This window comes from Mycolicibacterium neoaurum (assembly GCF_036946495.1).
In the GTDB taxonomy this organism is placed as follows: Bacteria; Actinomycetota; Actinomycetes; order Mycobacteriales; family Mycobacteriaceae; genus Mycobacterium; species Mycobacterium neoaurum_B.
On the sequence record NZ_JAQIIX010000001.1, the window covers coordinates 421,847 to 442,854 of the forward strand.

Genomic DNA, 21,008 nt, shown 5'->3' on the forward strand with positions numbered 1-21,008 from the left:
GCATATGCGATAGGTCGAGTCTGTGGGATGAGCCGGGTGTCGTCACGCAATTTCGATGGGTTTCAGCAGGCAGTGGCGCCGCGGCGCCGCGTGGTCATGCCCGAGAGCTGGGCAGAAGGGTCATTGTGGTTCAGAAGCGCAAGTTGATCGAGGTGGCACTTCCTCTCGAGGTGATCAACCGAGAGTCGGCCCGTGAGAAGTCGATTCGGCACGGTCATCCCTCCACGCTGCACCTGTGGTGGGCCCGACGCCCCCTCGCTGCGGCCCGTGCGGTGCTGTTCGCGCAGCTCGTCGACGACCCGTCGTCGAATCTCGAGGAGTTCCCGACTGAGGAGTTGCAACGCAAGGAGCGCGAACGGCTACACAAGCTTATCGAGCGGCTCGTCGTCTGGGAGAATATTCGCGACGAGAAGCTGTTCGCTGAAGCCCACGCCGAGATCCTCAAATCCACCGGCGGCAATCCACCGCCGATCCTCGACCCCTTCGCCGGCGGTGGAACCATTCCGCTGGAGGCACAGCGACTCGGGCTGGAGGCACACGCATCGGACCTGAATCCCGTTGCAGTGCTGATAAACAAGGCGCTAATCGAGATTCCGCCTAGGTTTGCTGGCAACGCGCCGGTATCCCCGGACGTCGCCAAGGACCAACTCGCCCATCCGTGGCCGGCCGCAACCGGACTGGCTGAGGACGTCCGCCGCTACGGCCAATGGATGCGCGACGAAGCCGAGAGGCGCATTGGACACCTCTACCCCATGGCCACCTTGTCCGACGGCTCGCAGGCGACCGTGATCGCATGGATCTGGGCACGCACCGTCACCTGCCCCAACCCCGCCTGCGGCATCGCCATGCCGCTGGTGCGCTCCTGGTGGCTAGGAAAGAAGAAGGGCAAAGAGGCTTACGTGTTGCCGTCCGTCGTCGAAGGCGAAGTTCGCTTCACCATCGGGCATGACCCAAAACGAGCTCCCGGCAAGGACACCGACGGAACCGTGGGCCGCACCGGCGCCATCTGCATCGGGTGTCGATCTGCCACAGAACTCAACTACGTCCGCGCTGAGGGACGGGCCGGACGGATGGGTGAACAGCTCATAGCCACCGTGGCCGAAGGCAACCGCACCCGTATCTACGTTGAACCCACACGCGAACATGAGGCGGCGTCCGAGATTGAGCGCCCCACTGACGCGCCGGGCGGTGATATTGCAACGAATCCCCGTTGGTTCTCACCACCGGGTTTCGGCGTGACCACGTTCGCTGATCTCTTTACGGCGCGGCAACTGACGGCCCTTACTACGTTTAGCGACCTTGTCGCCGAAGCCCGTAGAGAAGTGCTGGCCGACGCCCTCGCCGCCGGCATGGCCGAAGGCGATCGCCTTGAAGTCGGCGGCACCGGAGCTGCGGCATACGCCGATGCGATTGCAACCTACTTGGGTTTTGCCGTGAGCCGTTTGGCCGACTATGGATCATCCATTTCGACATGGATGCCGGATCCAAAGAACGAAGGAATCCGAAACACGTTCGCTCGCCAAGCAATTCCCATGACATGGGACTTCGCTGAAGCAAATCCGCTGAGCGCGGCGTCAGGAAACTTCTGGTTCATGCTGCGCGGTATCGGCAGAGCGCTCGACACGGTTCCTGCGGCGTCGTCGGCTGGAATAGCGGTCCAGAGCGATGCTGCTTCGAGACCAAGGAACGATGTCCTGGTATCAACCGACCCGCCCTATTACGACAACATCGGCTACTCAGATTTATCCGACTATTTCTACGTGTGGCTTCGCCGATCCCTGCGGACTATTCATCCGGAGCTGCTGAGCACCATGCTGGTACCAAAGGCTGAAGAACTCGTCGCCAATCCCTACCGGCACGGTGGGAAGGATGGTGCGCGGGAGTTTTTCGAAGACGGGTTCCGGGAGGTCTTCCGGCAAGCACGCGAGTCGGCGCTACCGGATTTCCCGATCACTGTCTATTACGCATTTAAGCAGTCCGAAACAACGGAAACTGGTGAAGCGTCTACAGGCTGGGAAACTCTGTTGGAAGGGATGATCCGATCCGGGTGGGAAGTCACCGCAACCTGGCCGTTGCGAAGTGAGCGAGGTGGTCGGATGATCAGCGTGGGTACCAACGCTCTAGCGTCATCGATCGTCCTAGCCCTCCGCCCGCGGCCGCAGGATGCCACGCCGACAGATCGCCGCCAGTTCGTCGAGACCCTCAAAGCCGAGCTTCCTTCGGCACTGAAAGAACTCCAGCACGGCGCGATCGCACCGGTTGATCTGCCGCAGGCAGCCATAGGGCCGGGTATGGCCGTGTTCTCCCGCTATTCGGCAGTGCTGGAACCCGACGGGTCGAAGATGTCGGTGCGTTCTGCGTTGGCCCGGATCAACGAGATCCTCGACCAAGTGCTCAACGAACAAGAAGGCGATTTCGACTCGACGACGCGATTTGCGATCGCCTGGTACCGCCAACACGGATACAACACAGGAACTTTCGGTGACGCTAACAACCTCGCCAATGCCCGCAACACCACTGTCGACACGATGGACCGCGGCGGCATCCTCACTAGCCGGGCGGGGAAAGTCCAGCTGATCAAGCCGTCGGATTTGAGCGCGGACTACGACATGCTCACTGACCTGCACGCCAGCAATTGGGAAGCCCTGCACCACCTCATCAGGGTCATGGAAGGCGAAGGCGTCACGCCCGCCGGGGAGTTCCTGCGCACCGCGTTGAGACGCCCCGACGGAGCCATCGACGCCGATCTTGTCAAGGAGCTTGCGCATTTGCTGTTCCGAATCGCCGAGGCCAACGGCTGGACCAAAGATGCGCTGAACTTCAACACCTTGGTTACTAGCTGGCCGGAGATTCACGACGTCGCCAGGTCCGATGCACCGGCGGGGAGCTCGCAGAGTGCATTCGACTTCACTGAGGAGGACTGACGTGGGATTCCTGACGCCGATGCACGAGTTGGGTGAGTACCTGGCGTGGACTCGCTCGGGCGAAATCCAGTTGCCGGACTTTCAGCGCGGTTACAAGTGGGAAGATGAACGCATCCGTCAACTCCTGGTCACGGTGCTGCGCGGACACCCCTTAGGCGCCGTGATGCTCCTGAAAACCGGCAATTCTCACGTGCGATTCAAGCCTCGCGCAATCGAAGGCGTCGATCTGGCAGCGGGTGTCGAAGCGAAGTTTCTACTACTGGACGGACAACAGCGCCTCACCTCACTTACCCAGGCGCTCAGCGGTAACGGCGTCGTTGCGACGAAGGACAGCCGAGGCAAGCTGCTCGACCGCCGCTACCTCGTCCACATGCAGACGGCACTGAGTGACTCCAACCGTGTCGATGAAGCGATCATCTCGATTCCCGCCGATGGTGTCATCCGCACCAACTTCGGCAAGGACGTCGTCCTCGACCTGAGCGAGCCCGAAAAACAGCGCGAACATGGCTACTTCCCGCTGCACCTGCTCTACGGGGACTACATGAGCTGGATCCTTGAACTGCAGGACCGAGAACTCGGCAAGAAGTTCCACGAAGGATTCATCAAACCCGCCGCTACCTACGATATCCCGGCGATCATCCTCGATGAGAACACCGACAAGGCGGCCGTGGCGACTGTCTTCGAGAAAGTCAACATCGGTGGTCTGCCGCTCAATGTATTCGAGTTGCTGACCGCCGTCTTCGCCGGCGATGCGCACTACTTTGAGTCGGCGGGGGAAGACTTCCGCTTGAACGACGACTGGAAGGAGACCCAGCTCAAGTGGGCGTCCTCCCCAGTGCTGAACGCCGTCGAAAACACCGACTTCCTGCAGGCCGTTACAATGCTCACCACCCGGCAGCGACATCTCGCCGACACCTCCGACCGACCACCGGCGATCTCGGCGAAGCGTGAGGACGTGCTGAAGCTGACGCTGACCGACTACCTGCAGTGGCGTGACCCGCTGCGGGAGGCATTCGTCTGGGCCGCGACGTTCCTGGCGGACCGCCATATCTTCGCCCCGCGCGACGTGCCGTACCCCAAGCAACTCGTTCCACTGGCGACCGTCAAGGTGGCGCTGGGCAAGGACGCGGATCTGGTCAGCGTCAGCGAGCGTCTAGTCCGCTGGTTTTGGTGCGGGGTACTCGGCGAACTCTACGGCTCGGCGAGTGAAACACGCTTCGCCCGCGATATCGAAGCGGTCCCCGCGTGGGCGATCGACGAGTCCGCCCCGATACCGCGGACCATCCAAGACGCCAGCTTCACGGAGTCGCGTCTGCACTCCCTGCGGACCCGAAACGCGGCGGCCTATAAGGGTATTGCGGCGCTCATCCTCGCCAGAGGTGCACGGGACTGGATGGAGGACAAGGCTCTCGACAAAGTGCAGTACGTCGACCTCGCTGTCGACATCCACCACGTGTTTCCGCAGAAGTGGTGTGACGACAACGGCATTGACCCCGAGCGCCGCGAAAGCATCGTCAACAAGACGACGATCAGCGCTCGCACGAACCGCACCATCGGTGGCGCGGCGCCATCCTCCTATCTGTCGGTTATCGAAGCCCGTGCGCAGATCGCGGAGCAACGACTCGACGAGCTGGTCGCAACTCACCTCATTCCGGCCGAGTTCCTGCGCGCAGATGACTTCGACGCCTACTTCAGCTTCCGACGCGAGTCGCTTTGCCAGTTGGTCGAATCGGCGATCGGCAAAGCCGTCCAACGCGATATCGACCAAGGCTTCGCCAATGAAGACTCTGCACAGTTCGAGCCCGACGATCTGAACGACGATATGAGCTTAGGGGACGATTGATATGGCTTTGAGTAACCGCGACCGCATCAACCGAATGTTTGAGGTGATGGCCCCGGCGCTAGATGACTTCATCGCATCGGTGATCGGTCAAGGCGACCCTGCGCTCGGCGCCGCGTGGACCAAGCTTGTCCAAATCAAAGACGGCAAGAAGGGCGCCCCAGCAGATAAGACCTACAATCCCCACGATCCCCAAGTGCAGTTCCGCATCCTCACTGAGAGCAGCATCACCAGCAGTTTCAAGGCCGGCTGGTATCCGTTCAACAAGTCTTTCGGCAAGGCCGGCGAGTCCTTCGCGATCGAACTGCGCGAGGTCCGAAACAACTGGGCGCACAACGGAACCTTCTCCGACGACGACGCCTACCGCGCACTGGACACCGGCGAGCGACTGCTCAAGCTGGTTGGTGCCACCAAGGAAGCCGACGAGGTGCACGCGATCCGGCTCAACCTGCGTCGCGTCACCGCCGACAAAGAGGACAAAAAGACTCTGAAGGCGGCGGTCGACAACCCGGAGGCGTCCGGTCTCAAGCCTTGGCGAGATGTGCTTCCGCCCCACGATGACGTCGCCACCGGGAACTTCGCCGCCTCCGAGTTCGCCGCCGACTTATACAAAGTCGCATTCGGCGGCGAACAGGATTCTGGCTACGCGGATGCGGTCGAGTTCTTCAGACGCACTTACCTCACCGAGGGGTTGACCGATCTCGTTGGCCGCGCTGTCCGTCGTATCTCCGGCGACGATAACGCGCCACCGGTGATCAACCTGCAGACCAATTTTGGTGGCGGCAAGACCCACTCCATGCTGGCGCTGTGGCACGTCGCCGCCGGACTGCCCATCGGCGAGTTTCCTCAAGACACCCAGGAGCTACTGTCCGCCAACGGATACTCCGGCGCGAAGATAAATCGCGTCGCAATCGTCGGCAACCACTTCAGCCCCGCCGGTGAAACCAAGGACGACGGCACGCACGTCAATACCCTGTGGGGCGAGCTGGCCTGGCAACTCGGCGGGCCCGAAGCCTACGCACTGGTCGCCAAGGCCGACGCCGAACGCACCACCCCCGGCGAAGCGTTGCACGACCTGCTGCAGAAGCACTCCCCTGCCGTCATTCTGATCGACGAATGGGTGGCCTACGCACGCTCGCTCGTTGGCCGTGACGACCTTGCTGGCGGCACCTTTGACGACCAGTTCACCTTCGCGCAGTCGCTGACCGAGGCTGCCAAGGGCACTTCGGGTGTGCTGCTGGTGATCTCGATTCCCGCCTCCGAGACCGGAGACGCCCCCGACAAGATCGCCGCCGGTAACGCTGAGGAAGTTGGTGGTGCCCACGGCCTGGAGGCGCTCAAGCGGTTGCAGAACGTCGTGCGTCGCGTCGCCGACCAATGGCGACCGGCTTCATCGGTCGAGGCTTACCAGATCGTGCGGCAGCGGCTATTCAAGCAACCCGATGCGGCAGCCCTCGCATCGATCAGTGCAACCGCGCGCGGCTACGTCGAGATGTATCGCAAGTACAGCGACGACTTTCCCCGCGAAGCCCGCGACGGCGCCTACGAAGACCGGATCAAGCGGACCTACCCCATTCACCCCGAACTGTTCGACCGACTGTACGAAGAATGGTCGTCCCTGGAACGGTTCCAACGCACCCGCGGCGTGCTGCGCCTGATGAGTACGGTGATCCACGCCCTATGGACCGGTGAAGACGCCTCACCGCTGATTATGCCAGGCTCGGTCCCACTGGCGACCGCCAACGTCAATTCTGAACTCACGCAATACCTTCAGGATTCGTGGAAGGCGATCATCGACGCCGACGTCGACGGCCCAACCTCCGAACCCGCACGCATCGATAAGGACAAGCCGCTGTTCGGTCAGCGCTCGCTGACCAAGCGCCTAGCCCGCACCGTCTTCTTCGGCGCCGCGCCGACCATCGGCTCGGCCCACAAAGGCCTCGAAACCCAGCGGGTGTTCCTGGGCACCGCCGTGCCCGGTGATGTGCCCGGCAACTTCCACTCCGCGCTCACCCAACTCGGCGACCGGGCCACCTACTTCTACTCCGGCTCCGGCAAGTACTGGTACGACCTTCAAGCCAACATCACCCGCACCGCCAAGGACCAGGCCGAGCGCCTGCACAAAGAGGATGTGTGGGCCGAGATCGTCCGCCGCCTACAGGCCCAGGCCCGCACACGAGGCGACTTCGCCGGAGTCCACGTCTGCCCCGAAACGAACGCGGACATCCCCGACACAGACGAAGCACGCCTGGTGATCCTGCACCCGAAGGTCGCTCACAAGCGCGGAACTGACTCCTTTGCTAAGGAATTCGCCCGACAGTCCACCGAGCAGCGCGGCACCGCCAACCGCGCCAACCGCAACATGCTGGTGTACCTCGCCGCAGACGAAGCCCGGCTCGAAGAACTCGACAACGCCACCCGCGACTATCTGGGTTGGACGCACGTCTTGGCAAACGAGGCCGACCTGGACCTCACTCAGAATCAGAAGAACCAGGCCACCCAACGACAGTCGCAAGCAGACCAAACCGTCATCTCCCGGCTGATGCAGACCTTCACCTGGGCCCTGGTCCCGGCGCAACCTGACGCAGGCGCTCCGTTCATCGTCCGCGAGACCAAGGTGGAAGGACAGTCCGAATCGTTGGCGGAGCGGGTTTCGCGCCGACTTGGCAACGACGGTGACCTGTCCATCCGTCAGGCCGCAGTCAATGTTCGACTCGCCATCAACAAGGTGCCGCAAATCTGGAACGGCGGGCACGTCGCGCTCGGTGCGTTGTGGTCGCTGTACTGCCAGTACCCGTATATGCCGCGCTTGCGAGACCGAAAGGTGTTGCAGGACGGGGTACTCGATCTGCCGATGATCTGGCAGACCGATGCCTTCGCACTTGCTACAGGCTTCGACGAGGGCACCGGCCGGTACATCGGGCTGTGGATTCCGACCGACACAAACGCCGCGCCATCGGCCACCGACGCACTTCTGCTCGTACGTCCCGACATTGCCGTAAAGCAACGTGACGAGGAGACGCCATCCAATGAGCCAAACGATGCTCCGCAGCAGGAGACCAAGCCTGGTATCCCAGCTGATTCCCCCAAGGTAGACGTCGCATTCCCCCCATCGAAGACGCGCTTTTACGGGGTGAAGACCCTCAGTTCGGACAAAATCGCGCTCGACTTCAAGAACGTCGCCGATGAGATCATCGCTAACCTGCGGGAGCAGGGCATCGACCTCGTCGTCAAGATCGAGATCGAGGCCGTTGACACAAATGGATTCGACGAGAACAAGATTCGGACGCTGTCCGAGAACGCAAAGACGCTGAAATTCGACCAGTCGGGGTTCGAGTCGGAATGATCGATTACAGCCTGACCCCACACAGGAGACCGTGAAGTGTCGCGATTCACTCCACGACCGCAGTCGACCTCGTTCTTCGACAGAGTGTTCGGCTCCTCTGGTGACAGCAGCGCGCACCAGCTCGATGAGTGGCTGGAGAGCACGCTCAAGCGTGAGCTCAAACTCGACTCGATCGAGCGTGACGATGACGGCGACATCGCGCTGGTATCAGGCAGCGCCGTCGTGTACGTCAGTACGAGCGACGACGGAACGCCATGGATCGCAGTTTTCTCTCCGCTGCTTGAGGGCTTCGCCATGCGCCCCGAGGTGTACGAGGCGGTTAATGCGATCAATCGGAATACGCCGAACGCGAAGGCAACCGTCGACCCAGATGGACCACAGATAGTGCTTTCGGCGGAGCTCTACATTTTCGATGGACTTTCGCCCGAGCAGCTCATGGCGACCATTGATCACATCGCAGACCGCGCGGACCACTATGACACTCGGCTGCAGAAGCGATTTGGCGGACAGACCATGCTCGACGACGATGATGGTGACGAGTTCGATGTCTAATACATCGGGACGGTTGCTTCGGCAGTTCAGCGACGAGATTATCGGACTGGCCGAACGCGTTGTGCTTTCTACTGCCATTGTCAGAGCACAGACGCGTGATTTCGACGAAGGTAGCGGATCAGCGTTCCTCTACGACGTCGAGCACCTCGTCACGAACAATCATGTGGTCGAAGGAATGGTCGACCCGATCCACGTCCAGCTACCCGGCGCTCGACAGACCGAGGCACGCGTCGTGGGACGAGATCCCTTGACCGACCTCGCTGTCCTGCGAGTTGATCCGCAACCCGCTGAGCCGCTCTTGATTTCGGCCCGCGGGGCGCGGCTCGGAGAACTCTGCTTTGCATTCGGTAGCCCCCTGGGTGAGTTCCCGGAGAGCATCAGCATTGGCATCGTGAGCGGTTTGAAGCGAAGCCTTCCCACCGGGGATAAGCAAGCGATCTTCGACGTGATCCAGACGGATGCCGCAATCAACCCCGGAAACTCCGGCGGGCCATTGGTGAACGTCGACGGTCTTGTCATAGGAGTGAATACGGCAGCTATCCCTGAGGCCGATGGCATTGGCTTCGCGGTCCCGGCCGACACCGTCGCGGAGGTAGTCCAGGAACTCATCACCTACGGTGCGGTTGAACGCGCGTCATTGGGGGTCAGCGTCGCACGCCGATCCGTCGATAGAGCACCGGGAGGGCATGCTCTTGTAGTGACGGCTGTTCGCGATAACTCAGCAGGCCCCTTTGAGACTGGCGATGCGATCGTCACTGTCGGGGATCGCGACATCCACTCCCAGAACGACCTATTGCGCGCGTTGCGACGCGACGTCGCCAATCGCAGAGTAGCAGTCGTGGTCTTGCGTGGTGACCACGAAGTCTCGATTGAATGCCTGCCGCGGAGCGTGCGAACATTCAGCTGAAACACCCGCGGGGGAAGGCGCAGTTCAACGTGCGGAGCTCGGGTTCGTCTGGCCGAGTGCGATCAATACCTGATCCACTGCTTTCCGCACCTGTGCGGCGAACTCATGCTGGTTGTCAACCGCGAATGCTTCTGCGTACGACCAGGTTCTGCGGATCTGGATGCCGGGGCGTATATGAATCTGTATGCCAGCCTTCTTGCCGTCTAACCAATGGTGAAGGCTTTCCTGCTCCGCGGCAAGAGCGTAGCGGCGCTCTACCAGCCAGCCGAAGAAGTCCGGATCTGCTATCTCATCGCGGGTTCGGCCGCCGGCGCGACCGCTTTGGAAGTCGTCGATCCACTGGCCTAGGTATTCTTCCGCGGATAGCAGTCTGGTCGGAAACCAGCGTTGAAGAGGTTGGGCGAATCGATGGGCCAGCTGGAAGTTGGGTTCAACGGTGAAACCGGTGAGAGCCTCGAGTTCAAGCACCGATTCGACTATGTCCCGATCGGAATACAAGTACGTGTACTGAGATTGGAGTTCAGCCGGCCAGACGCCCAAATGAACGAACTGCCCATCGGCAAAGAGTGCAGCCCGGTCGGCACCCCGGACGTCCTTGGCAACGAATTTTGTTGTGACGCCGGGTGACAGCGTGTCCCCGCGCGGAAGAAGGGTTCCTTCCACTGCGCTGGCCTTCGGGGAAAGCCCTGTCGCCCACTGCAGGACCGTACCGAGCCGGTCGAGAACGATTAGAGTGTCACCGGCATCTGACGTCGATGGCATCGAACTGGATCCTTTTTGGGCAGAAGCCGGCGGCCGCGGTGGTCGCGGATGCTTGACGCCACTGCCCCAGCCGACCTCCCACCCCTCGCTGGCGTCGAAGTAGTCGGCGTACGCGACAGGTAGTGCCTTGGTTCGCTCAACAACACGAAGGAGCTCGGCGAACCAGGCCATGTATTCGGGGTCGTCGTAGGTTGGAGTGACGTCGCGCAAGGCGCTCAAAATGAGATCAGCGACCCTCTCGGGTGTCGTCGTCACCGTTACCTCTCCGCCGGCGAACTCGGTGAGCCCGCCGGTCGAGTACAGCAGTGCGATGTCCCAGTCGGTGACGTTCGGGTAAGCCGCATCGTCAATTAGATTGTCGCTGAGTGTGATTGCAACTCGCCAATACATCCCTGAAGGGCTGACTCCCGGCAGGATGCGCAGCCGATGGTAGCCGCGTTGATGCAGCACGCGGACGCCTTGCAAGATCCGGATCGGTGTCGACGACGCCAATTCGGCGCTCACTTGCTCGTGCATCTCGGCGTCGAAAGCCACCAGGCGCATCTCCTCGACACGAGAATTGGCCGCGGCAATGCTTTCGATCGCGGCGGCGATTGCATCTTGGCGCGGCCAGCCGAAGGCGCCGGTGCTGATGAGCGGAGAGGCAACGACTCGAGCGCCGAGCTCGTCAGCAACTTCCATGGCTCGGCGATAGCAGGACTCCAACAGCGATCGGTCTCGCTGGCCAGCGTTGTAGTTCGGTCCGACCGTGTGGATGACCCACTCAGCCGGTAGGTCGCCAGCTGTCGTCCATCCGGCGTCACCTGTGGCCAGTCCGTTCGGGAACCTCTCGATGCAGTCGCGGAGGATTGCGGGACCTCCTGCACGATGAATTGCGCCATCGGCACCGCCACCCCCGCGCATGCCGGTGTTCGCGGGGTTAATGACGGCGTCTACCTCCTGCTTGGTGATGTCGCCACATACCGCGGTGATCTTCAGCACGCAGCTAGTATGCATCTGTACACCGACGTCGATGCAGCCTTCGCCTCCAGCGGACGATGCGCTCGGGATCGGGCCGAACCCCCAAACACTGCTGAACGGTAAATTCGAGGGGACGACTGCGCTGACGAATCTCGACCTAATGGCCCAGCTTGGTGGGTCTGGCCAAAACGCGGAATGCCATGCCGGGCCCGCCGACGGACTCAACGCCCTCCCAGTCATCAGCGCCGTGTCGCTCTGCGATCCAAACGTCGCGGGGTCGGAGTTCCGGCGATGCGGAGATCCACTCGACGTCACTATTCTCATCTGTCGCCGAAAGGATGACCCAGTAGATCTCGTGCGGTCCCAGCGTCGGCGTGCCAACTGATTGCAGCCGAATCACCTCCACGGTGTTCGAGCCGCGAACACTGACGGGCCAGCGTTCGAGTACATCACTGTCATGGTCGTAAGGAGTCGCAAGGTCACCCTTCGACAGACGGACCTCGGCCATACCGGTGCTGCCGTTCCGAAGTCTCAAGCCGATGTCGATCCCATCAAGGTCGACCGGGTCGCGGACATAGAAGGATTGGGCGACGAGGTGTTCCGCGGCCGGGTTGCCACGCTTGGCTCCCGTCGCAGAGCGCGATCCGCCCGGATCACACTCGTCGCGGGGTCCGAAGCCGTCAGTGATTACTTCCATGCCACTCGATATAAAGGCGGAATGCTCACCAATCTTCGCCAACACCCATTCGATGCCCCGCAACAGATCCGTTGAAGTCCAGCGTGAGCCTGGATCCTCGCGAACGGTGTGGTTGACAATAACCGAAATATAGTGTGCAACATGCTGGTCTGCGACAGTTAACGAATCGCGTTCAAACCGCTCTCTCACGAAAACCGTTCTACTGCTTGTCATCCAGTGGAGAACTTTTCCGAGGCTGTAAACATCACTCGCTTCCTGAGCCGCGTCGAGGCTTCCCGCACCGCACTCTGGCGCTGCGAAGGCCGCATTGCCGAACCCTTCCACTGTCGTGAGCATCACGCCAGATCCCATATCCGCGCAGATCCCGAAGTCGACCAAGTACGGCTTGCCGTTCTGATCGACAACGATGTTGTCGGGCTTTATATCGCGGTGTACCACCCCCTGCGCGTGCGCATCATGGACGGCGGTTACCACTCCTTGGAATCGTTCGAAGATGGCCCGGGGTTCAACAAGATCCGGAAGCGCGGTGAGATTCTCACCTACGTAGGCCGTCACGAGGTAAGAGGCCTTTTCACCGATGTCGGCGTCCACGACGGCGGGGATATGAGGCGACTTCAACCGCGTCAACATTTCGATCTCGCGTTTGAACCGGTCGATCCGCTTGGGGTTTTTGAGTCGCTTGAGTACCCACCCTGTAGACCTGTCGTCGCTATTACGGACCAGGAATGTATGCGCCTGGCCACCCTCCCCTAAGGTCTCGATTGTCTCCCATCGTCCATATCGCTTTGCCATGTGGACTATCCTCTCGCGCTCACGACGGCTGGGGTGCCGGGCTTGTCAGCAGCCGCGCAGCTATTCGAGCAAATTCGGTCCAGACGATTAAGTGACGTCTCCCGCTGAGCGAACTGCAACCTCGACGTGCCATTCCGCGCGAGCGACGAGTTCGTCGAACGTGATGATTTCAGGGTCATGAAGGTTTCGCCGGAATAGCTCGAAACTTCGAAATTGGTCGGGAATCGGCCCTCCCGCAGCACCAGTGAGTTGCGCGAGCGTTCCTGCGATCACGAATGATCGCGGGCGGAGAAGGAAGGTGCCCGAGGGCAGTAGCTCACCGTCGGCTGATGTGTCCCGAAGGTATTCACCTATATCGCGGCACGCCAGGTGTACAGACTGTTGGACTTGCACGACAGCTCCTGCAAGTTCTTTTGCTGGAGACCAACATCCGGATCGATACTCGCCTTCAAGTAACGGAGTGCGATGGTGTTTGATCTCAGCAAACGCCAGCGCCCGGATGACGCCGGCCGTGCGGAGCAATGCGTCAACCCTCTTACCGACGCCACTGACGCTTCGGCCGACTACGGTTTGTTCTAGTCGGTCGTTGTCCCATGAAGTCAGAAGTTGGCCGCCCAACCCGATCCCGAGAACCCAAGGATTTTCCTCGAGGAGGCTCTGCCACGCGCGTTCGGGACCGCCGGCTGCCCCTGCCGCCGCATCGAAAGCGGCATCGTCGGTTAACCAGCGCCGCATTGTTTCGGCCACGTGCTTTCGACGCTGGAGAGCAATAACATCGTCGGCTTCGGCATCGGTTTCGATGAGCGCGCGGAACCGTTCTGGGTCTCGTGAATATAGGTTGTGGAAGGCAGTCGGGTCGTCGAAGAGGTCACGAAGAAGTTGGTCGTCGACGTATACCGAACTGTCACCCTCAATGGGGACCATCTCGATCGCACGCAGCATGTCGATGAGACGAGTGGCTTGATCCCGATCGAGTTCGAGCACGGTTTCCAACCGCGTGGCATCGCCGCTTGTCGGAACCTTTTGGAGGCGCAGCTTTCGAACCGCGCCCTGTTCACGAGCAATTTGAAGTTGTAGTTGCTTTCGCCCGCCGGGCGTTTCGTACACCACTTCCCTTGTCCATTCACAATGTTCGTCGTCAGCTTGCTGCACCTCGTCAAACACGCGGTAGATGTAGCGGGATGGATGGCCAGCATCCCGCCCAAACTGTGCGAGGAAGCTCCGAGTCGCATACGTACGCGTTGTCAATCGCCCCTCGGCGTAGGTCACTTCGTTCGGCTCGGCCGGAACGTCAAACTCGAACGTAGGCACCCCGCTCCCCGAGCATTTTTCGGACCAGTTCGTCGGCAACTCTACCGTCGTGGCGACCCACCGCGAGGGATTCGTAGGGTGCTGCGGGATCTATCTAATTCTGTAACCGTCGAGACATAGTCCTGAGATCAAGACGGCTCGTCGACGGAGGTAAACCGAAATCGGCGGCGATGCACCTTTTCAGTTGATCGCTGCGCTGCAGTTCAGCGCCCTCCAATGGCGTTAGTCCTTTGCAAACTGACAGCATCCGCACTTAACAACGGGCCGTCGAGCCAGACCGCAAGACTGCCACCGATTATTGATCCTCACTCCAGCACTAGCTGGCGAGCGACAGCCGCCCCAGACTTCTGACCGAGGCGCACCTAGCGCACCTGCCATCCTTCAAAGGACAGCTCCGTGACATTGCGCGACCGTTCGCCGCGCCTGAGCCTTGCCGGCGGCCGGACCGGCCAAAGGCGCGGCACTCACCCCTGTCCGACCGCACCCAGCCTATTCGTCACTGTGACGTTTTAGGGAAGCGGAATCAGCTGCGGCGCAACGGCGCCCATCAACCGTGCATGGTTATCTCAGCCTCTGGCGTTCCAGACGAGCGGTGCCTGGTGGATCCACCTGGGATCATCGACGGTGTCGACGAGGAAGGCAGCAAGATCGGCACGGTTGATGCGCGAGCCTGGTTTGTCAGTTCCGCGCACCGCGGCCCGGACAGGTCCACCGGCCGGCTTGTCGGTGAGCGCGACCGCCCTGACCAGAGTCCAGTCGGTGCCGGAGGCACGCACAACCTCATCGACTCCGTTGTGGTCGATGAAGCCGGCCTTGATATTCGAGATGTTCACGAAGAATCTGGCGAACGGGCTGATCCGATTCCAATCGTCGCCGGCACCCATTGAGGAGTTGACGACGATCCGGCGGATGTTCTGCTCGGTCATCACCGCCAGGACGTTACGAATCGCATCGGTCATGAACATCGGCGGGCTGACGGCCTTGGCCCACGGGTTGTCGGATGCGCGCGAGTTGTTGAGCGTGCTGATCACCGCGTCCGCACCCTGAGCGGCCTGGCGGATGTCGTCGATGTTCGACGGTGAGCCCGCGATCAGTTCGACGCCGTCCGGGGCGCGAACGGCGTCGGGGTTACGCACCAGGGCCCGCACATGATGGCCACGTGTCACGGCATGCGCGAGCACATGGACGCCGGTGCGACCGCTGCCGCCGAGGACAAGCAGATTAGTCATGTGTTCTCCGTTTCGATGGGTCGCGCGCCAGTCATGCGAGACGCAGCAGCGTCCCAACCTTTTACTTAATGGACGAATGCATATGGCTGAGGTGGAGCCATATCAGGTGCTGGCCCGTGCCAGCCGCGCGGCGTTGGCGTTGAGTTGCTCGAAGATCGGTCCGGCGACATACAGCGCAAGCCGTAACGCTTCTCGATCGCTCGCCGTCAATGTGGACAGAAGAACTTCGAGCTTTCCGTTGTCCTCGTCGCGTAACCGATTCAGCAGCTCTCGCGCATGATCGGTGACGGCGACGATGGTTGCGCGGCCATCGTCGGGGTCGGCTGCACGAGTTACCAACTCGCGGCGTTCGAGACGCTGAATCAGCTGCGTCATCGCCGGCTGGCTTATGCGGATGACCTCGGTGAGCACCGTGAGCCGGGTCGGGCCCTCGACGCTCAACGTGTGCAGCACCTCCATCGCGGACACGCTGAGTTCTTCGCGATTGAGCAGATGCCGAGTCGCCAACAGTGCAGACTGCCGAACGGCTTCGGCAAGCCTATCGATACCGTCGCCTGCTGCCATGTCCTCAATATACATCATGGTGCTATGTATATTCTCGTGAAGAGTGGATGGCGCGGTGATCACGCGTCCTGTCGGCGTCGAATACGCCGTGCTGTCAGCGAATTCTGATACCGGAGATGGCTCGAGAGATCACCAGCCGCTGAATCTCGGAGGTTCCCTCGAAGATGGTGTAGATCTTGGCATCTCGGAACCATCGCTCGACAGGATGCTCACGGCTGTAACCAGCGCCACCCAGGATCTGCACAGCCCGTTCGGTCGCCCACACGGCCACTTCGCTGGCCTTGAGCTTCGACATCGAACCTTCACCGGCCTCAAAGGCTCTGCCGGAAGCGGCCATCCACGCTGCGCGCCACACCAACAGCCGAGCGGCGTCGATCTCGGTACGCATGTCGGCCAACGCAAAGGCGATGGCCTGGTTGTCGATGATCGGACGGCCGAAGGCATTTCGTTCTTTGGCGTAGTCGAGAGCGTATTCGTAGGCGGCCCGCGCGATGCCCAGCGCTTGGGCACCGACGATGGGACGAGTGAACTCAAAGGTGCTCAACGCGTTCTGAGTGCCGGTGCGCGTGCCTTCCCGCGCACGCGCCAGCCGCTCGTCGAGCCGATCCTTTCCGCCCAGCAGGCAGTGTCCGGGCACCCGGACATCGTCGAGGAACACGTCAGCGGTATGCGAGGACCGCAGCCCCAGCTTGAGGATCTTGCGATTGCCGACCAGCCCCTTGGTGCCCTCGGGGATCACGAAGGTGGCCTGTCCGCGGGACCCCAGCTCGGGATCCACCGAGGCGACCACGACGTGGACCGCCGCCACACCCCCGTTGGTGATCCAGGCTTTTTGCCCGTTGAGCACCCATTCGTCGGTGGCCTCGTCATAGCGGGCCCTGGTGCGCAGCTTCGACACATCCGAGCCGGCGTCGGGCTCGGACACGCAGAACGCCCCGACCTTCGGGTCGGACTTGTCGCCGAGACACTGCGGGCCCCACTCGGCGAACTGCTCGGGAGTTCCCGCGGACAGCAGTCCCCCCAGTGCGAGGTTGGTCCCGAACAGCACCATCGCCGCGCCGGCGTCCCCCCAGAAGAGTTCCTCGGCAACCAGACACAACAGCAAGCCCGTGGGGTCGGCGAAGAACTGGTTGAGCGCATCCCAGCTGTACAGTCCGATATCGGCTGCCTCTTTGAGCACCGGCCACGGAAGTTCCTCGCGCTCATCCCATTCCGCGGCGGCCGGGCGCAGCACGTCGGCGGCGAAGCCGTGCACCCACTTCTGCAGATCGCGTTGTTCCTCGGTGAGATCCAAGTTGAAGCCCATGTGCTGTTCCAATCGTCGAAGGTGGGTGGTCAGTTGGAGGCTGCCTCGTCGGCCAGCGCCTCGCGTGTGATGCGGTCGAACTGCTCGGCCATAGCCGCCGAGAGCGCTTTGGCCGCCGAGAGCGGTCGCACCATCACGGTGAAGTCGTCGATGAGACCGTCATCGTTGACGTGCAGAAAATCGCAACCGGCGATCTGCTTTCCGTCGACGACGGCGTTGAACACCAGCGCCGAGTCACGGCCGCCGGCGTCGTTGATCTCTCGGACGTAGTGAAAGTCTTCAAACACCCGCAGTACCGCGCGCAGGATCGCCGCGGTGATCGCTTTCCCCGGATACGGCGCAAAGGCGACCGGACTGGTGAACACCACATCGTCGGCGAGCAGATCCGCGATCGCCTGTTCATCGCGCGCCTCGACAGCCTGACGGAACCGCTGCATGCGGACCACCCTTCAATAGTCACCAAGTTGAGTAATCGCCCATGACAGTAACCGCACTGTCGACGAGATGTTCACAAGCGACTAATCAACTTGTTGACTAAGTGCTGTAAGGTCCAGCCATGGCTCTTCGCGATGCGGTACTTGCCTCACTCCTGGAAGGTGAGGCATCGGGCTATGACTTGGCCAAACGCTTCAACCGCTCGGTGGCCAACTTCTGGACCGCGACCCCACAGCAGCTCTACCGTGAGCTTGAACGCATGGACGATCAAGGCCTTATCGAGGCACGCGTCGTCGCCGAAGGCCGCCGGCCCGCCAAACGGCTCTACCGCCTCACCGCGGCCGGCCGCGAAGCATTTCGCTCCTTCACCCGCGACCAGCCCACGCCCATTGCGATCCGTGATGATCTGCTGGTCATGGTGCAGGGCCTGGAAGCCGGTGACGTGACGACGATCCGCGATGCCATTGCCAAGCAAATTCATTGGGCAAGCGAGAAACTCACCGTTCTACAGAACCTCCAGGCGCGCATGCTCGGCGACCGTTCCGAGGACGACTACCTGGCGAGCACCGACGCCGCAGTGGGTCCCTATCTGACTCTGCTGCGGGGGATTACCTTCGAACAGGAGAACATTCGCTGGGCCGAACGTGCCCTGGCGGTGATCGATCGCAACGAAAGCCCCTGATTCACCGAGGCCGTCGGCAGCCACTCCCCTGGTCCGTGACCTCGAGGCGATCGTCGAGATAGTCGAAGAACCGTTGGGCTGCCAGTGCCCGCGCCATCGGCTCGCAATGACCGGCCGCCCCCTCCGCCCTGGTGAAGCGGACGAGGGTCTTCTCCCCCGGGATCATGTCGTAGAGCCGCTGGGGCTGCCCCGCGAAGTAACCCTCATCATCGGGGTCGCCGATCAGCACCGGTGTGGTGATCCGGGCAGCGAGTTCTGGCGTGATGCGATAACGCGCGGCCTCGCCGAAGGTGTCGAAAAAGCTCGCGCAACCATAGGGTTTGGCTCGCCATGCGAAGGTCCGCCTGGCGTGGGCCGGAAGCCGCTCGACCGCGGCGTCGAAGCCGGCCCGATCACCGCAGCGCAGCAGCTCCTTCAGCTCGGGCGAGAGCATCGCGTGCCACGCTTCGGACACGTCGACCACCCCGTCGTCGATGACGGCGGCGGCGAAGCGGTGCTCGAACGCCAAGGCCCGCGGCGCCCAATACCCGCCCTGGCTGACCGCGTAGAGAGCCACCCGCCGTGGGTCCACCTCCGGCAATCGCAGTGTGACATCGACAACCGGAGAAAGGACCTTCTCGAAATCTGGCCGGAACCCGACACCTCGTTCGAAGAGCATCCGTTGCTGCCCGGGCCCGTCGAAGAGCACGACGTGGTAGCCGCGCTCGGATGCCTCAGAACCGTAACCGGGCCACAGATAACTCGTCGCGCCGTCGGCTCCATTGACCATCACCAGGGTCGGCTTCTGACCTCCGCCCGCAGCCCGGAAGAACCAGCCAGGCAAAGTGGTGTCCTCGTACGGGATCTCCAACGGCTCGGGTGGGTTGTCCAGTAAGCGCAGATATCGCTCCCAGCAACGGCGGTAGGCGGAGAACGTGCGTAATCGCACCTGATCGGGCTCCGCGCATCCGTCGGCCACCACGACGCATGTTGCGTAGTACGTCGCCGCGCGCAGTAGTGCATTCCGGCCACTGAGCCGATGGCCATTTCGCACGCAGTCGTCTCCGATCGCAGCGACCCGGTCGGCGGTGGACTCCCATTCGCGTGCCCATGATGCGAGGTCGCCGTCGGTGATGCGGTCGACGGTCGTCAACGTTTCACCGGTGTCCGCCGCACGGGTGTAGACCCGCCCGAGCATTGCCCGGGTCATCGAGTTCATCACCGGGTCGGCGAAGAAGATCGTGCGCTGCCCCGCCTCGGGTGCCCTGTCCATGTTTTCTCCGCATCGCCGTGGCCGCCACACCGGCCAACTCAAGAGATCAATCCATTTCTTAACGACAATACACTTTAAGGAATGGAAAGCTCTCCTATAATGAGCAGGTGGCTCAGCCAAAAACCGGCACGCAACGACGGCGCGGACCCGAACTCGAGTCGGCGTTGCTGCAGGCGGCATGGGACGAACTCGTCGAGGTGGGATTCGCAAAGTTGACCATGGAGTCCGTGGCCGCACGAGCCCGCACGGGCGTGGCGGTGCTGTACCGTCGCTGGGCCAACAAGGATGACCTGACGCTTGCCGCGCTCGCGCATCATCGCGACAGCAATCCCGTTGAACTCCCCGACACAGGCAGCCTGCGCGGGGATCTGCTGGCCGCGCTGACGGGCATGAGCCGCACTCGCGCAGCCTTTTTCGCCATGGCCGCAGCGGCGGCATTCTCCGGACTGATGGCCGCCAGCGAGCTCACCCCCGCCGAGGTGCGCGATCGAATCCTGGGCGACCAACCGACGGAACGGATCAGGGCCATCTACCAGCAGGCCCACGATCGAGGTGAGATCGACGTGGACCAGATCCCCGCCGCATTGCTCACCATGCCTTTCGATCTGGTGCGCCACGATCTGCTCATGGATGTCGAACCCGTTGCGCACGAACGCATCCGGTCCATCGTCGACGACCTGTTCCTGCCCCTCGTCGACCACTACGCGGGATGACGTTTCTGATCAGATATCGAGCTCCCCAAAGGTTTTCCGCCAGCGCCGCGGATCGCGGCCCGTCCAAGCAACCAGCCGCTCGATGACAGGAGCATCCTGCGCGATCGGGACAGCCTCGGCGAACGGTACGGTGACCTCGTCGAACCCCCTCGCCGCCGAGATCTCCTCGTAGCGGGTCAGCCGGTTCTCCACCGGCAGCATGCCGCGCATCGCGTCGAAAGCCGCCGCCACCACCACGTCATCCCATTCGGGCCGCTGACCCGTGGCTACGGCCAAGTCCCACGTATGGACGGTCAACTCGCTGACGTAAGAGGCCAACACCTTCGCCCCAGGACCTTCGATCCACGGTAAGGCCATGTGTCGGTGGAGCGCGGCGCCGTCGATCCAGGCGCCGGTGGCTCGCTCCGCCGACACGCGCCAGGCGTCGAGCCAGCGATCATCGTCCACCGCACGATCGTTGACGGCCAGCGGATTTGCGCCGTCACCAAGTGCGGCGATTCTGTCCAGCACACCGATGAGGTGCGCCAGCAGCGCTCGCACGTCCACACCCACGCAGGGTGTCGGACCACTGATTCGCTGAGGCGGTACGTCGGCGACGACTCCCCCAGCCGTGGCAATGGCGCGGTCGAGGACGCGCCGGGGATCGATGAGGTCATTCTTGCGGGAGCTTGGGATGTTCACGGCGCCATTGTGCGGACCTAAACCGGTCATCTCATGACCGGTTTCATGTGCCATT

At 61.9% G+C, this 21,008-nt stretch carries 16 protein-coding genes; 7 read left to right on the forward strand and 9 right to left on the reverse strand.

Features of this window, described 5'->3' with window-relative positions; all coding sequences use genetic code 11:
• Positions 1–125: 125 nt before the first annotated feature.
• The 5 genes from PGN27_RS01860 to PGN27_RS01880 are packed head-to-tail and all read left to right on the forward strand — an operon-like array spanning position 126 to position 9,569.
• Positions 126–2,924, forward strand: coding sequence for a DUF1156 domain-containing protein (locus tag PGN27_RS01860; protein WP_335324560.1), 2,799 nt, complete (start codon positions 126–128; stop codon positions 2,922–2,924).
• Between the two features lies 1 nt (position 2,925).
• Positions 2,926–4,767 (forward strand): GmrSD restriction endonuclease domain-containing protein, encoded by a 1,842-nt coding sequence (locus PGN27_RS01865; RefSeq protein ID WP_335324561.1) that lies wholly within the window; start codon positions 2,926–2,928, stop codon positions 4,765–4,767.
• Position 4,768: 1 nt separating this feature from the next.
• A complete protein-coding gene (locus tag PGN27_RS01870) occupies positions 4,769–8,110 on the forward strand; it encodes a Swt1 family HEPN domain-containing protein (RefSeq protein ID WP_335324562.1) in 3,342 nt (1,113 codons plus the stop codon).
• A 36-nt stretch (positions 8,111–8,146) separates the two neighbouring features.
• Positions 8,147–8,662 carry a T3SS (YopN, CesT) and YbjN peptide-binding chaperone 1 gene (locus tag PGN27_RS01875; RefSeq protein ID WP_335324563.1) on the forward strand — a complete coding sequence of 172 codons (516 nt, stop codon included), beginning with the start codon at positions 8,147–8,149 and terminating at the stop codon, positions 8,660–8,662.
• On the forward strand, positions 8,655–9,569 hold the full coding sequence (locus tag PGN27_RS01880; RefSeq protein ID WP_335324564.1) for a S1C family serine protease: 915 nt from the start codon (positions 8,655–8,657) through the stop codon (positions 9,567–9,569). The genes PGN27_RS01875 and PGN27_RS01880 overlap by 8 nt, the downstream gene beginning before the upstream one ends.
• A gap of 24 nt (positions 9,570–9,593) precedes the next feature.
• On the opposite strand, the gene PGN27_RS01885 is transcribed toward PGN27_RS01880, so the two are convergent.
• The 7 genes from PGN27_RS01885 to PGN27_RS01915 all read right to left on the reverse strand — a co-directional run bounded on the left by PGN27_RS01885 (position 9,594) and on the right by PGN27_RS01915 (position 17,627).
• Positions 9,594–11,312 carry a macro domain-containing protein gene (locus PGN27_RS01885; RefSeq protein WP_335324565.1) on the reverse strand — a complete coding sequence of 573 codons (1,719 nt, stop codon included), beginning with the start codon at positions 11,310–11,312 and terminating at the stop codon, positions 9,594–9,596.
• Positions 11,313–11,448: 136 nt separating this feature from the next.
• Complete coding sequence (locus PGN27_RS01890) at positions 11,449–12,780, reverse strand: serine/threonine protein kinase (RefSeq protein WP_335324566.1); 1,332 nt, start codon at positions 12,778–12,780, stop codon at positions 11,449–11,451.
• An 87-nt stretch (positions 12,781–12,867) separates the two neighbouring features.
• Entirely contained in the window at positions 12,868–13,944 is a 1,077-nt protein-coding gene (locus PGN27_RS01895; RefSeq protein WP_335324567.1) for a Shedu immune nuclease family protein, read from the reverse strand.
• Positions 13,945–14,657: 713 nt separating this feature from the next.
• Positions 14,658–15,320 (reverse strand): NAD(P)-dependent oxidoreductase, encoded by a 663-nt coding sequence (locus tag PGN27_RS01900; protein WP_335324568.1) that lies wholly within the window; start codon positions 15,318–15,320, stop codon positions 14,658–14,660.
• Positions 15,321–15,422: 102 nt separating this feature from the next.
• A complete protein-coding gene (locus PGN27_RS01905) occupies positions 15,423–15,947 on the reverse strand; it encodes a MarR family winged helix-turn-helix transcriptional regulator (protein ID WP_335324569.1) in 525 nt (174 codons plus the stop codon).
• A 31-nt stretch (positions 15,948–15,978) separates the two neighbouring features.
• Positions 15,979–17,190, reverse strand: coding sequence for an acyl-CoA dehydrogenase family protein (locus PGN27_RS01910; RefSeq protein ID WP_335324570.1), 1,212 nt, complete (start codon positions 17,188–17,190; stop codon positions 15,979–15,981).
• 29 nt (positions 17,191–17,219) lie between these two features.
• The gene (locus PGN27_RS01915) at positions 17,220–17,627 is read right to left on the reverse strand and encodes a nuclear transport factor 2 family protein (protein ID WP_030135388.1); all 408 of its coding nucleotides are present in this window, start codon (positions 17,625–17,627) and stop codon (positions 17,220–17,222) included.
• A gap of 119 nt (positions 17,628–17,746) precedes the next feature.
• On the opposite strand from PGN27_RS01915, the gene PGN27_RS01920 reads away from it, so the two are divergent.
• A complete protein-coding gene (locus PGN27_RS01920; RefSeq protein WP_036460780.1) occupies positions 17,747–18,307 on the forward strand; it encodes a PadR family transcriptional regulator in 561 nt (186 codons plus the stop codon).
• A gap of 1 nt (position 18,308) precedes the next feature.
• Here the strand turns inward: PGN27_RS01920 and PGN27_RS01925 are convergent, their stop codons facing one another.
• The gene (locus PGN27_RS01925; RefSeq protein ID WP_335324571.1) at positions 18,309–19,559 is read right to left on the reverse strand and encodes an alpha/beta hydrolase family protein; all 1,251 of its coding nucleotides are present in this window, start codon (positions 19,557–19,559) and stop codon (positions 18,309–18,311) included.
• Positions 19,560–19,666: 107 nt separating this feature from the next.
• Here PGN27_RS01925 and PGN27_RS01930 point away from each other — a divergent pair, with 107 nt between their 5' ends.
• Complete coding sequence (locus tag PGN27_RS01930) at positions 19,667–20,272, forward strand: TetR/AcrR family transcriptional regulator (RefSeq protein WP_335324572.1); 606 nt, start codon at positions 19,667–19,669, stop codon at positions 20,270–20,272.
• Positions 20,273–20,281: 9 nt separating this feature from the next.
• On the opposite strand, the gene PGN27_RS01935 is transcribed toward PGN27_RS01930, so the two are convergent.
• The gene (locus PGN27_RS01935; RefSeq protein ID WP_335324573.1) at positions 20,282–21,007 is read right to left on the reverse strand and encodes a TIGR03086 family metal-binding protein; all 726 of its coding nucleotides are present in this window, start codon (positions 21,005–21,007) and stop codon (positions 20,282–20,284) included.
• Position 21,008: the final 1 nt, after the last annotated feature.

What these genes read in the sequence shown, in the direction of transcription:
- PGN27_RS01935 (WP_335324573.1), bottom strand. Translation starts at nt 21,007, where the DNA reads ATGGCACATGAAACCGGTCATGAGATGACCGGTTTAGGTCCGCACAAT.
- PGN27_RS01920 (WP_036460780.1), top strand. Translation starts at nt 17,747, where the DNA reads ATGGCTCTTCGCGATGCGGTACTTGCCTCACTCCTGGAAGGTGAGGCA.
- PGN27_RS01925 (WP_335324571.1), bottom strand. Translation starts at nt 19,559, where the DNA reads ATGGACAGGGCACCCGAGGCGGGGCAGCGCACGATCTTCTTCGCCGAC.
- PGN27_RS01870 (WP_335324562.1), top strand. Translation starts at nt 4,769, where the DNA reads ATGGCTTTGAGTAACCGCGACCGCATCAACCGAATGTTTGAGGTGATG.
- PGN27_RS01915 (WP_030135388.1), bottom strand. Translation starts at nt 17,627, where the DNA reads ATGCAGCGGTTCCGTCAGGCTGTCGAGGCGCGCGATGAACAGGCGATC.
- PGN27_RS01890 (WP_335324566.1), bottom strand. Translation starts at nt 12,780, where the DNA reads ATGGCAAAGCGATATGGACGATGGGAGACAATCGAGACCTTAGGGGAG.
- PGN27_RS01910 (WP_335324570.1), bottom strand. Translation starts at nt 17,190, where the DNA reads ATGGGCTTCAACTTGGATCTCACCGAGGAACAACGCGATCTGCAGAAG.
- PGN27_RS01880 (WP_335324564.1), top strand. Translation starts at nt 8,655, where the DNA reads ATGTCTAATACATCGGGACGGTTGCTTCGGCAGTTCAGCGACGAGATT.
- PGN27_RS01900 (WP_335324568.1), bottom strand. Translation starts at nt 15,320, where the DNA reads ATGACTAATCTGCTTGTCCTCGGCGGCAGCGGTCGCACCGGCGTCCAT.